General features: G+C 71.2%; 14 protein-coding genes. 6 read left to right on the top strand and 8 right to left on the bottom strand.

The window, feature by feature from the left end:
* Positions 1-50 precede the first annotated feature (50 nt).
* The gene (gene folE / locus IE207_RS21860) at positions 51-659 is read left to right on the top strand and encodes a GTP cyclohydrolase I FolE (RefSeq protein ID WP_190185969.1); all 609 of its coding nucleotides are present in this window, start codon (positions 51-53) and stop codon (positions 657-659) included.
* A gap of 37 nt (positions 660-696) precedes the next feature.
* Here folE and IE207_RS21855 read toward each other — a convergent pair whose 3' ends face one another.
* From IE207_RS21855 to IE207_RS21830, 6 genes are all read right to left on the bottom strand, one after another.
* Complete coding sequence (locus IE207_RS21855) at positions 697-1,185, bottom strand: DUF3180 domain-containing protein (protein WP_190185968.1); 489 nt, start codon at positions 1,183-1,185, stop codon at positions 697-699.
* Positions 1,186-1,240: 55 nt separating this feature from the next.
* A complete protein-coding gene (gene folK, locus IE207_RS21850) occupies positions 1,241-1,849 on the bottom strand; it encodes a 2-amino-4-hydroxy-6-hydroxymethyldihydropteridine diphosphokinase (RefSeq protein ID WP_190185967.1) in 609 nt (202 codons plus the stop codon).
* Positions 1,846-2,205 carry a dihydroneopterin aldolase gene (gene folB / locus IE207_RS21845; RefSeq protein ID WP_190185966.1) on the bottom strand — a complete coding sequence of 120 codons (360 nt, stop codon included), beginning with the start codon at positions 2,203-2,205 and terminating at the stop codon, positions 1,846-1,848. The genes folK and folB overlap by 4 nt, the downstream gene beginning before the upstream one ends.
* A 130-nt stretch (positions 2,206-2,335) precedes the next feature.
* Entirely contained in the window at positions 2,336-2,722 is a 387-nt protein-coding gene (locus IE207_RS21840) for a nuclear transport factor 2 family protein (protein ID WP_229873896.1), read from the bottom strand.
* Positions 2,723-2,807: 85 nt separating this feature from the next.
* On the bottom strand, positions 2,808-3,680 hold the full coding sequence (folP, locus tag IE207_RS21835) for a dihydropteroate synthase (protein WP_190185964.1): 873 nt from the start codon (positions 3,678-3,680) through the stop codon (positions 2,808-2,810).
* Between the two features lie 92 nt (positions 3,681-3,772).
* The gene (locus tag IE207_RS21830; protein ID WP_190185963.1) at positions 3,773-5,626 is read right to left on the bottom strand and encodes a phosphatidylglycerol lysyltransferase domain-containing protein; all 1,854 of its coding nucleotides are present in this window, start codon (positions 5,624-5,626) and stop codon (positions 3,773-3,775) included.
* Positions 5,627-5,779: 153 nt separating this feature from the next.
* On the opposite strand from IE207_RS21830, the gene IE207_RS21825 reads away from it, so the two are divergent.
* Complete coding sequence (locus tag IE207_RS21825) at positions 5,780-6,889, top strand: alpha/beta hydrolase (RefSeq protein WP_190185962.1); 1,110 nt, start codon at positions 5,780-5,782, stop codon at positions 6,887-6,889.
* A gap of 80 nt (positions 6,890-6,969) precedes the next feature.
* On the opposite strand, the gene IE207_RS21820 is transcribed toward IE207_RS21825, so the two are convergent.
* On the bottom strand, positions 6,970-7,932 hold the full coding sequence (locus tag IE207_RS21820) for an ABC transporter ATP-binding protein (protein WP_190185961.1): 963 nt from the start codon (positions 7,930-7,932) through the stop codon (positions 6,970-6,972).
* Between the two features lie 171 nt (positions 7,933-8,103).
* On the opposite strand from IE207_RS21820, the gene IE207_RS21815 reads away from it, so the two are divergent.
* The 4 genes from IE207_RS21815 to IE207_RS21800 all read left to right on the top strand — a co-directional run bounded on the left by IE207_RS21815 (position 8,104) and on the right by IE207_RS21800 (position 11,748).
* Positions 8,104-8,829 carry an ABC transporter permease gene (locus tag IE207_RS21815; protein ID WP_190185960.1) on the top strand — a complete coding sequence of 242 codons (726 nt, stop codon included), beginning with the start codon at positions 8,104-8,106 and terminating at the stop codon, positions 8,827-8,829.
* 3 nt (positions 8,830-8,832) lie between these two features.
* Positions 8,833-9,504: an ABC transporter permease gene (locus IE207_RS21810; RefSeq protein WP_190185959.1), complete on the top strand. Its 672-nt coding sequence runs from the start codon at positions 8,833-8,835 to the stop codon at positions 9,502-9,504.
* Positions 9,505-9,590: 86 nt separating this feature from the next.
* Entirely contained in the window at positions 9,591-10,574 is a 984-nt protein-coding gene (locus IE207_RS21805) for an ABC transporter substrate-binding protein (RefSeq protein ID WP_190185958.1), read from the top strand.
* A 112-nt stretch (positions 10,575-10,686) separates the two neighbouring features.
* On the top strand, positions 10,687-11,748 hold the full coding sequence (locus tag IE207_RS21800) for a hypothetical protein (RefSeq protein ID WP_190185957.1): 1,062 nt from the start codon (positions 10,687-10,689) through the stop codon (positions 11,746-11,748).
* Between the two features lie 267 nt (positions 11,749-12,015).
* On the opposite strand, the gene IE207_RS21795 is transcribed toward IE207_RS21800, so the two are convergent.
* Entirely contained in the window at positions 12,016-12,231 is a 216-nt protein-coding gene (locus tag IE207_RS21795) for a hypothetical protein (RefSeq protein ID WP_190185956.1), read from the bottom strand.
* Between the last annotated feature and the right edge of the window lie 22 nt (positions 12,232-12,253).

Raw genomic sequence — 12,253 nt, 5'->3', positions numbered from 1 at the left:
CGCGGTACTTTCACATGCGCGCGAGCTGCGCACACAGGAACGAGGAAGAGATGACCGACCCAGTGACCCTGACCGGTGGCGAGGGCAGGATCGGCGAGTTCGACGAGAAGCGCGCCGAGGCGGCCGTGCGCGAGCTCCTGATCGCGGTCGGTGAGGACCCGGACCGTGAGGGCCTGCTGGAGACGCCGGCCCGGGTGGCGCGCTCGTACAGGGAGATATTCGCCGGCCTGTGGCAGAAGCCGGAGGAGGTCCTGACGACGACGTTCGACCTCGGCCACGACGAGATGGTCCTGGTGAAGGACATCGAGGTCATGTCGAGCTGTGAGCACCACCTGGTGCCGTTCCACGGTGTCGCGCACGTCGGCTACATTCCGTCGACGGACGGCAAGATCACCGGCCTGTCGAAGCTCGCCCGCCTCGTGGACGTGTACGCCCGCCGCCCGCAGGTGCAGGAGCGGCTGACGACGCAGGTCGCCGACTCGCTCATGGAGATCCTGGAGCCGCGCGGCGTCATCGTGGTCATCGAGTGCGAGCACATGTGCATGACCATGCGCGGTGTCCGCAAGCCCGGCGCGAAGACCATCACCTCGGCGGTCCGCGGCCAGCTCCGCGACCCCGCGACCCGCAACGAGGCCATGAGCCTGATCATGGCCCGCTGAGCGCTCGGCCGGTCCCCGCGGGGACCGGCCGCCGGCATCAGGCGCGGGCCGGGGACTGGGGGGCGGTGTCGTCGTCCTCGGGGAGTTTCAGGACGTGCTCCAGGAACAGGGCCGCCGCGATGACCGCCGCGCCCGCAAGGACGGAGCCGCCCGCGTACCAGGTCTGGTCGCGGCGGGCGGGGACGTCGAGGGAGTCGGTCAGCAGGAACACGCCGACGCCCCCGTACATGCCGGCCACCAGGGCCGCGACCAGGGCGCTGGCCTGCCCGAAGACCACCGCGCGGGCCGCCATCAACGGCTCGACGCCCTTGGCCCCCGGGCGGCGCTCGCGCTGCGCCTTGAGGCGGCTGCGCATCGACAGCCCGGTCGCGAAGAGGATCACCGCGATCACCGCGAGGACGATCGGCGCGGCCAGCGGGACGCCCGGCAGGGTGCCGTACGCGTTCCAGAGCCGGGCGCCCGCCCAGGAGAGCACCCCGGCGACCACGAAGATGCCCGCCAGGACCGCCGGCCTCAGTTGCTTCACGTGCCCGTTCCCCGCTTTCTGAGCCGCTTGCATTCAGCAGTGAACAGGCTAACGACTACTCGGGCAGGTGGAGTTCCAGGTCCGGGCGGGGCGCGACGCCGGCCAGGCCGGTTCCGGCCAGCAGCGCGGAGATCGCCCCATGACCCGGGAGCTGGGCCTCGGGGTCGATGTCGTGCCAGGGCGCGAGCACGAAGGCCCGCTGGTGGGCCCTCGGGTGCGGGAGGGTAAGGACCGGGTCGTCCGAAACGACCTCGGCGTACGCGACGATGTCGACGTCGATCGTGCGCGGCCCCCAACGCTCCTCGCGGACGCGGTCGAAGGCCTCCTCGATGGCGTGCCCGCGCTCCAGCAGGGAGGAGGGGGGCAGGGTGGTCTTCACGGTGACGACCGCATTCAGGTACGAGGGCTGCGAGCCGGGCGCGACGCCCCACGGCTCGGTCTCGTAGACGGGCGAGACGGCCTTGACCCGCAGGCCCGGGGTGTCACCGAGGGCGTCGATGGCGCCCTGGAGGGTCTCCAGCCGGTTGCCGAGGTTCGCGCCGAGCGCGATGACGGCCCATTTCGGGTTGGACAGCGTGGTGTCCGCCGCGTCGACCGCCTCCACCACCGAGGCGGGCACGGGCTGCACGGTCGGGTCGCTCTGGGCGCTGAGTCCGTTGTTCATGCGCGGCTCCGGGTGATCGTGATGGTCACGTCGTCGAAGGGGACGGTGATCGGCGCGTCCGGCTTGTGGACGACGACCTCGACCTGTGCCACCGCTTCGTGCTTGAGGCACTGCTGGGCGATCCGTTCGGCGAGGGTCTCGATCAGGTCGACCGGCTCTCCCTGGACCACGTCGACGACTTCCTCGGCCACGACCCCGTAGTGCACGGTCTTGGCCAGGTCGTCTTCGGCCGCCGCGGGGCGGGCGTCGATGTGCAGCACCAGGTCGACGATGAAGGTCTGGCCTTCCTCGCGTTCCCGGGGGAAGACGCCGTGGTGCCCGCGAGCCTTGAGGCCGCGCAGCGCGACACGATCCACGCGAATCACTCCTGTTTCGTAGGTGCTTCCGGTCCCGGGACTCCCCGGGGCCATGGGCCTACGCCGAGTGCGGTCGGCGTCGTCCACCTTCGAATTTACCTGCGTCAAACCTCCGGCCCCGCCCATGGGGTCAGTCGGTGTCCTCTTCGTCCTCATCTTCGGAGTCCGTAAGGACCGGGGAACCGTGGTGGGACCACAGGCGCCAGCCTTCGGATGTGCGTCGGAACACATTCGTGGCGACGACCAGCTGACCGACCAGCGGACCCAGCTCCCCGCCGTCCTCGGCGGGGCCGCCGCTGAGGATGTTCTCGGTGCAGGTGACCAGGGCGGTGTCGCCGAGGACGGCCACCTTGGTGTCGGTGAGGAAGAACTGGATGTACTCCGTGTGGGACATGATCAGGGCGTACGAGCGCAGCACCTCGCCGCGGCCGGAGAGCACCGGCCAGCCCGGGTGCACGCAGGAGATCTCGTCCTCCAGCCAGAGTGCCGACAGTGCGTCGAAGTCCCCCTGCTCCATGGCCTCGTAGAAGGCGGTGTTGATCTCTTCGACGGCCTCGATGTCGGTACGGCTCACCGTGCCCCTTCCCGGTCGGTCTGACGGATCACAGTGCCCCTTCCACGGCGCGGGCCACCCGAACCGCGTCGGCGGTCGCCCGTACCTCGTGGACCCGTACCGCCCAGGCACCCTGGTGGGCGGCGATGGCGGACACGGCGGCCGTGGCGGCGTCCCGCTCCCGGGCGGGCGGCGGGGCGCCGCCCTCGGGCCCGGCCAGGACCCGTCCGAGGAAACGCTTCCGCGAGGCGGCGACCAGCAGCGGGAAGCCCAGCTCCCGCAGCTCGCGCAGGTGGGCGACGAGGGCCAGGTCGTGCTCGGCGTTCTTCGCGAAGCCGAGCCCCGGGTCGACCACGAGCCGCCCGGGCGCGATGCCGCTGGCGATGACGGCGTCGATCCGGTCCCGGAGCTCGACGGTGACCTCGGCGAGGACGTCCCCGTAGACGGCGAGGCTGTTCATGCCGGCGCTGAAACCGCGCCAGTGCATCACCACGAACGGCACCTCCGCGGCCGCCACGGCCGGGATCATGCCGGGGTCGGCGAGCCCGCCGCTGACGTCGTTGACCAGGCGGGCCCCGGCCGCCACTGCCCGGGCCGCGACCTCCGCGCGCATGGTGTCGACGGAGACGACGATCCCCTCGGCGGCCAGGCCGCGCACGACGGGGACGACGCGGCGCAGCTCCTCCTCGGCGTCGACGCGGCTGGCGCCGGGCCGGGTGGACTCACCGCCGACGTCGACCAGGTCGGCTCCCTGCGCGACGAGGTCGAGGCCGCGCTTGACGGCGGCGGTGGTGTCGAACCAGCGGCCGCCGTCGGAGAAGGAGTCGGGCGTGACGTTGACGACGCCCATGACCGCGCAGCGGTCCCACTCCGGCAGGCCCGTCACCCGGCCCCTGGTGGTGGCCCCGTGGTTGGTGTTCATGACTCAAGGGTAGGGCCCGTGCCCCGGCCGGAGGGCGTACGGGGACGGGCCCTGGGAGGGGCGCGGGCGGGGCGGCCGGCGCCCCGCCGCGGCTACGCGGCCTGCACCTCGCGCTCGCCCGGCTGGGGCGGTACCGCCGTGCCGTCCGTGTGGGCGCAGGGGCGGACCTGCTTGGGCGGGCGGCGGCTGGCGAACAGCCGGGGCAGGGCCAGCGTCACGAAGCCCTCGGCCTGCATCACGGCGAAGCCGATGCGGGGCAGGTCGCGGGTCTGCCGGTAGACCATGAAGCGGGGTTCCCAGCGCGGGCGGAACTTTTCGTTGAACTTGTACAGGGACTCGATCTGGAACCAGCGGGACAGGAAGACCAGCAGGCCGCGCCACATCCGCAGCACCGGTCCGGCGCCGATCTTCTCGCCGCGGGCCAGGGCCGCGCGGAACATCGCGAAGTTCAGGGAGACCTTTTCGATGCCCAGCTCCGGGCAGGCCCCCAGGGAGGCCACGATCAGCAGTTCGTTCATGCCGGGATCGGCGGCGCGGTCGCGGCGCATCAGCTCCAGCGACATGCCGTCCTTGCCCCAGGGGACGAAGTGCAAGATGGCCTTGAGGTCGCCGAAGGGGCTGGTGTCGCCCTCCTCCACGCGGTGCGCGGTGGCGATGAAGCAGTCCCCGTCGCCCGGGTCGCCGACCCGGCCCAGCGCCATGGAGAAGCCGCGCTCGGTGTCGGTGCCGCGCCACGCCTCGGCGGCGCCGCGGACCTGCTCCAGCTCCTCCTCGGTCAGCTCGCTGACCCGGCGGACCTTGGTGGTGTAGCCGTTGCGTTCGATGCGCTTCACCATCTGGCGGACGTTGCGCATGGCGCGTCCGGCGAGGGAGAAGTCCTTGACGTCGACGATCGCCTCGTCACCGAGTTCCAGGGCGTCCAGGCCGGTCTCACGGGTCCAGACCTCGCCGCCGGTCTCACTGCATCCCACGACGGCCGGGGTCCAGGAGTGGGCCTTGGCCTCCTCCATGAACCGCTCGATGGCGCCGGGCCAGGCCTCGACGTCGCCGACCGGGTCGCCGGAGGCGAGCATCACGCCGGACACGACGCGGTAGGTGACGGCGGCCTTGCCGCTGGGGGAGAAGACGACGGCCTTGTCACGGCGCAGCGCGAAGTGGCCCAGCGAATCCCGGCCGCCGTGCTTGGCCAGCAGCTCGCGCAGCTTGGTCTCGTCGTCGGCGGTGAGCCGGGCGGCGGGGTGCTCGGGGCGGAAGGCCAGGTAGATGGTGGTGACGGCGGTCAGCATGCCGAGCGCGCCGAGGGAGTAGCCGACGGTCCAGGAGACGCGGCCCGCGTACTCGACGGGTCCCTCGAAGCCGAAGAGCCCGTAGACGACGTGCGTGATCTGCTCGTACAGGCTCGGGTTGCCGACGACCTTGTTCGGGTGGACGTTGACGATGACCAGGCCGAGTCCGATGGAGCCGGCGCTCAGCAGGACGAAGTTGGCCAGCGCCTTCCAGCGGCTGCGCGGGTCCGGCAGCGCCTTGAATTCACCCTGGTGGCGCAGCAGCAGGCCCAGGAGCACCGCCGCGATGACCACGCCGATGACGGAGTGGCGGTATGTGAATTGCGCCACGGCGCCCGCGGGCAGCAGGACGACCGCAGCCCGCCAGGCACGCCGCTTGCGCCGCTTGAGGCCGTGGGCCAGCAGCAGGATCAGCACGCCCGCGCTGATGGCCAGCGCGGCGGCGAACGGACCGAGGGAGCCGGGAAGCACCTCGGTGAACGAGTGGAACCGGCTGTGCCGGAATCGCGGGAAGACACCCGCCGCGATGTCCAGAAGGCCGACGATCATGACGGCCGTACCTACCAGGCCGGGCACCGACTCCGGCTGGGGTCCACGGAAGATTCGGCGGACCGCCTTCGGAACCTGTCCCGACTTATCGCCATCTATCCTGCTAGACATCGCTTCCCGTTGCTCCGCGAGAGATCATATGGCCGAAGGCCGCGACAGCCTCCGGAGTGTGGTGCGTCCCCTAGGACGACATCGAGGGCGAGCGGGTTCACTCATCCGTCGAGAAAAAACCAGTCCTGCCACCAGAAAGTCGACTGACTGCTCATGGGTCTCACCAGTAATACGGTTCTGGTCCTGGCCATCATCCTCGGTGTGCTGCTGTTCGCGGTCACCGTGTGGTTCTGGCCGCGGCTCTCGGGCCGCACCTGGCGTGCGTTGCTCGGCCGGATCGGCCTCCTGCTCGTGACCCAGCTGGCGCTCTTCGCGGCGGTCGGCCTGGCGGCGAACAAGTCCTTCCTCTTCTACGGTTCCTGGGCCGACCTGTTCGGCCAGCAGACGTCCATGGGCAAGGTCGTCGACCACTCGATGAGCAACAACGACATCAAGGTCGTCGACAAGCAGAGCCTGGACGTGCCCGGCGGCGCCAAGCCCCAGGTCGGTGGTCAGATCCTGAAGGTTGCCATAACCGGCCCCAAGTCGAAGATAACGAGCCCCGGGTACGTGTGGCTGCCGCCGGAGTACTTCCAGCCGCACTACAAGAACAAGAACTTCCCGGCCTCCATCGTGCTGACGGGCTACCCGGGTACGGCCGAGAACCTGATCAAAGGGCTGAACTACCCCATGACGGCCTTCAAGCAGGCCAAAGCGGGCAAGATGCAGCCGATGATCCTCGTGATGCTGCGCCCGACGATCGCGCCCCCGCGCGACACGGAGTGCGTGGACATCCCGGGCGGCCCGCAGACCGAGACCTTCTTCGCGCAGGACCTGCCGCAGGCGATCCAGACCACCTTCCGGGTGGGCAAGAAGCCGCAGAACATGGGCTTCATCGGCAATTCCACGGGCGGCTACTGCGCCTTGAAGATCGCCGCCCACTACCCGCAGACCTTCGGCGCCGGCGTGGGCCTGTCCGCGTACTACCAGGCGGCCGACGACCCGACGACCGGTGACCTGTTCAAGGGCGACGACAAGCTCAAGAAGCGCGCCGACGTCCTGCACAGCATCGAGCACAAGAAGCCGGCCGGTACGTCCTTCCTCGTCACCACCAGCGAGAAGGGCGAGGACAACCTCGGCGACACCAAGAAGTTCATCAAGCTCGTCAAGGGCTCGGACCGGGTCTCCTCGATCATCCTCGACAGCGGCGGCCACAACTTCAACACCTGGCGCCGCGAGATCGCGCCGATGCTGGTGTGGCTGAGCGGCCGGATGCAGGCCTGATCCGGGCCGCCGGCGGGGTACCGGCGGGGGACGGCGAGGAGGGTGACCGGCCTTGACGGCCGGTCACCCTCCTTTCTTGCTCACGCCTCCTGGAGCTGTGCCCGGCGCAGCGCCCGGTGCACGGCCTCGGGGGTCAGTACGCCGAGCAGTTCGCCGGAGTCCGGGTCCTTGACCCCGATCCGGCCGGAGTCCTCCTGGAGCAGCGCCGCGAGCGCCTCGCGCAGGGTGGCTCCCAGCGGCACGTCGGCGGCCGGGGCGGGACCGCCTGGCGGGGCCAGGTCGGCGGTGCCGACGCGGGTGACCGCGAGCCGCTTGAGGCCGCGGTCGGCGCCGACGAAGGAGGCCACGTACTCGGTGGCGGGCGCGGCCAGCACCACGGCCGGGCGGGCGAACTGCTCGATGGTGCCCGCCCCGTAGACGGCGATGCGGTCGCCGAGCCGGATCGCCTCCTCCAGGTCGTGGGTGACCAGCAGGATCGTCTTGCGGACGGTGCGCTGGAGCTCCAGGAACTCGTTCTGGAGGTGTTCGCGCACCACCGGGTCCACCGCGCCGAACGGCTCGTCCATCAGCAGCACGGGCGGGTCGGCGGCCAGTGCCCGGGCCACTCCCACGCGCTGGCGCTGGCCGCCCGACAGCTGCTCCGGGTACCGGTCGCCGTACACCGAGGGGTCCAGTCCGACGAGTTCGAGCAGCTCGGCGGCGCGGGCGCGGGCCTTGGCCTTCGGGGTGCCGATGAGCTGGGGCACGGTGGCCGTGTTCTCCAGCACCGTCTTGTGCGGGAACAGCCCGACCTGCTGGATGACGTAACCGATGCGGCGCCGCAGTTCGACCGGGTCGGCGGCGGAGATGTCCTCGCCGGCCAGCAGGATCCGGCCGGACGTCGGCTCGATGAGCCGGTTGACCATCTTCATGGTGGTCGTCTTGCCGCAGCCGGAAGGGCCGACCAGCGTGACCAACTCACCCTCCGCCACCTCGAAGGACAGGTCCTCGACGGCCGTGGTCCCGTCGGGGTAGCGCTTGGTCACATGCTCGAATCGGATCACCTCGCCATCTTTCCTCAACTCGGGGGCAACGTGTGTGAAGGCTGTGTTGCCTGAGTGCGAAGGATTCCGGCCATTGTCGGTGCCGGGGGTTATGGTCGATTCCGGCCGTGCCCCCCGGGCAACGGGCCCTTGATCGAAAACGTATGCGTCCGGTGAGGGGAGGTGAGCAGGGTGGACGGGCGGAACTGCCTCGTGGACAACGACTGGTTCTGCTGGGAGTACGTCACCTCCCGCTCCCGGGAACTCGCCGACGCCACCGTCCAGCACGTCTGGATCACCGCCGTCTCGGTGCTGATCGGTCTCGCCGTGTCGGTGCCGCTCGCGCTGCTGGCCCGCCGGGGCCGCCGCTGGGCCGCGCCCGTCCTCGGACTGACCACCCTGCTCTACACGATCCCCTCCCTCGCGATGTTCTCGCTGCTGCTGCCGTTCTTCGGGCTCTCGGCGGCGCTGGTGGTGACCGGCCTGGTGCTGTACTCGCTGACGATCCTCGTCCGCAATGTGATGGCCGGTCTGGCCGCCGTGCCCGAGGACGTACGGGAAGCTGCGCGCGGGATGGGGTACGGGCCGGGCCGGCTGCTGTGGCAGGTCGAACTGCCGCTGGCGCTGCCCGCGCTGCTCGCCGGGGTGCGGATCGCCACCGTGTCGACCGTGGCGCTGACGACAGTCGGCTCCATCGTGGGCAAGGGCGGGCTGGGCAACCTCATCGCCCCCGCCGTGAACAGCTCCTTCAAGGCGCAGGTGCTCACCGCCTCCGTGCTGTGCGTGCTGCTCGCGCTGGTGGCGGACCTGCTGCTGCTCGGCGTGCAGCGGCTGCTCACGCCGTGGACCCGGGCCGGCCGCGCGCGCAAGGCGGCTACCTCGGACGTACCGGTGCCGGTCCCGGCCGAGGGGGCCTGAGCCATGGGTGTACTGGGCGGGGCGTGGGACTGGCTGGCGGACGGCGCGAACTGGGCCGGGGAGAACGGCGTCTGGCACCGGCTCGCCGAGCACGTGTACGTGAGCGGGATCGCGCTGGCCGTCGCCTGCGCGGTGGCGCTGCCGCTCGGGCTGTGGCTCGGCCACCTCGGCAAGGGCGGCACCCTCGCGGTGAACGTGTCCAACGCCGGGAGGGCCGTGCCCGTCTTCGCGGTTCTGGCCCTTTTCATGGTCTCGCCGCTGCGCAGCGCCGGATATCTGCCGACCGTGACCGCGCTCGTACTGTTCGCGATCCCGCCGCTGCTGACCAACGCGTACGTGGGCATGCGGGAGGTCGACCGCTCGGTGGTCGAGGCGGCCCGGGGCATGGGGATGTCCGGGACCCAGCTGTTCCTGCGGGTGGAACTCCCGCTCGCCCGGGGGCTGGTGATGACCGGCCTGCGCTCGGGCGCCGTTCAGGTCATCGCCACCGCCACGATCGCGGCGATGGTCGGCCAGGGCGGCCTGGGCCGGATCATCACCACCGGTTTCAACACGTACAACACCCCGCAGGTGGTGGCGGGCGCCGTACTCGTGGCCCTGCTGGCCCTGCTCGTGGAGGGGGCGCTGGTGGCGGCGGACCGGCTGCTGCCGCGCCACCCGTCGGCGGCCCGCTGACCGTCCCGCCCGGCTTCCGACGTCTCCCGTTCTCGATGCCTTCCGTCCCCGATGTCTCCCGTCGGCCAACTCCTCTGGAGCACCACATGAGCAAGTCCCTGCACGTCCTCGGCGCGGCGCTGGGCGTGGCCGCCCTGGCCGCATCGCTCGCCGCGTGCGGCGGCGACAGCCTGGAAAAGACGAAGGACGGCGGCCCGGCCTCCTCCGCCTCCGGCGGCGGCGCCAAGGGCGAGCTGGTGATCGGCGCGGCCGGCTTCACCGAGTCCAACGTGCTGGCCGAGCTGTACTCGCAGGTCCTGCGCAACGCCGGCTACTCGACCTCCGTCACCACCGTCAACAACCGCGAGCTGTACGAGCCGTCGCTGGAGAAGGGCGAGATCGACGTCGTCCCCGAGTACGCGGCGACCCTCGCGGAGTTCCTGAACGCCAAGGTCAACGGCAAGGACGCGCCGAAGGACAAGCCGGTCGCGTCGAGCGATGCCGCGGCGACGACGGCGGCGCTGGAGAAGCTCGCGACCCCGCTCGGGCTGAAGGTCTTGCCGGCGGGTTCGGCGGTGGACCAGAACGCTTTCGCGGTGACGAAGGAATTCGCCGCGAAGAACAACCTCAAGAGCCTTTCCGATCTCGGCAAGTCGGGGCTCAAGGTGAAGATCGCCGCCGGTGACGAATGCGCCGTCCGTCCCTTCTGCCAGCCGGGGCTGGAGAAGACATACGGAATTTCGGTCTCCGGTATCGACCCGAAGGGTGTCGGCACCCCGCAGGCCAAGCAAGCCGTGAAGGACGGCGTGGACCAGCTCGTACTGACCACGACCACCGACGCCACGCTCGGCAACTACGGCCTGGTCCTGCTGGACGACGACAAGAAGCTCCAGAACGCCGACAACGTCCTGCCGGTCGTCAACGCCGAGGACGCCGGTTCTCCGGAGGTCGCGGCGGCGCTCGACCGGCTCACCAAGACGCTGACGACGGCCGACCTCGTCGACCTCAACCGGAAGGTCGACGCGGAGCGGGCGAAGGCCGCCGATGTCGCCAAGGAGTACCTGCAATCCAAGGGTCTGCTCAAGAAGTAGCAGCGTACGAAGATCAGTTACGCGGTTGGTGCGGAAATGGCGGGTAACCGCCCGGTAAGAGATTGCCGGGCGGCTACCCCACACCCCGTCTACGCCCTGTAAATTTCAGGCCATGCCCCGTGGACGCCACCGCAATCCAGAACCTCTGCACCGTCTGCTCACGCCGACGGCCCTCGCCGGTGTTTCCGTGGCCGGTGCCGGCGCGGCCTGGCTGCTCGCGGAACCGTTGGCGCTGCGCCTGCTCGTGGCCCTCACGGCGGCCGCGGGCGTGGCCGGCGCCGTCGTCATGCGCTCCTGGGACCGCTCGGCCGGGCGCCGGGTGGCGGAGCTCGCCCGAGAGCGGGTCAAGGACGAGTGGAAGACGGAAGAGCGGATAGCCGAGCTCGAAACCGACCTGGAAGAAGCCCGCGTGCTGCGCGCCAAGCTCGACGCGAAGCTGCGGGCCAAGCGGGTCGAACTGGCGGGCCTGCGCGGCGAACACGCCGCGCTGCTGCGCCGGTACGCGACCGCCGAGACGGAGCGCGCGAGCGCCCTGGAGCGGCGCAGGCTGCTCGCCATCGAGGCGGCTTCGGGACCGGCCGCGCCGAAGGAACTCCCGGCGGTGTCGCAGGAGCGCACCGGCAGCGGGGCGCCGACGGCGGTCGGGTACGCCCGCGCGAACGCGGCGATGGCCGCGCTGGTGCGCAAGGCGGAGCAGCGGGCCGCGGCGGCGGGAGCGTCGGGCGCGGCGCCGGCCGTGGCTGCGGCCGGCGGGTCCGACGCGCACGGCCGTACCCGTACGGCGGGCGGTGAGGCGGGCCGGGACGCGGGAGAGGCGGCGGACGCCGGAGCCGCGCAACTTCCGGCCCGGCGGCTCGCGGCCGCGGTGGCCCCGTACTCGGCGCCCCGGCGTTCCGCTTCGCGCGTCGAGGGCGGCTTCGACTTCTTCGGCACCAAGAACGCCGCTCAGGCCCGCGCCGTGATCGAGTCCGTGCAGAACGAGGACCTCGCGGACGTCGTCGGCGCGGAGGCCCTCGCGGTGCACAAGGCGGAGTCGGCCGGACAGGACGGCGCCGAACCGGAGTTCAAGGCGGCGACCGCCGAACAGCGCGCGGTGGGCCAGGTCATCGACCTGACGGCCCACGACGAGACCGAGCCGGTCGACGTGGCCCGCCTGCGCAGCGCGATCTCCTAGGGCGCGTTTCGAAAGTCCCGCCTGCCCCGCGACGCCCGGCACGCACGCTCGCCGCGTTGTCGGGATCGCCCGCGTACGGCCCGGTACGAGGGCGACCCTCCGCCTTGCGATCGCACGCACCGGACGCCGCGGGGCCCGCCCTTCGGGCGGCCGGCGCTACTTTCGAAACACGCCCTAGTGCCGTGATGGGAAGGGCATGCCGGGTCGCGACGCCCGGCACGGCACCTCTCCCGGCCACGGCACCAGGTCCTGTCCGACGGACCCGGGTCAGAACAGCGGTAGCTGACCCGGATGCGGGCCGAGGGTGAAGCCGTCCAGGGTGGGGGCCGAGGCGCCGAGGACCACGCGGGCGCGGGAACCGGGGCAGGACACCAGGCCACCGCGCTCCCGGCCGCCGGGCGGGTCGTGGCGGGCGATCCGGCCGGCCGTCACGGCGCAGTCGCGGCCGCAGGCGGGACAGGCCCGCCGGGGGGAGTGGGACATGCCCCCAGTCTGCACCCCGCCA

The organism is Streptomyces cirratus (genome assembly GCF_014650775.1).
Taxonomy (GTDB): Bacteria; Actinomycetota; Actinomycetes; order Streptomycetales; family Streptomycetaceae; genus Streptomyces; species Streptomyces cirratus.
This window is presented reverse-complemented; position numbering and strand designations above follow the sequence as displayed.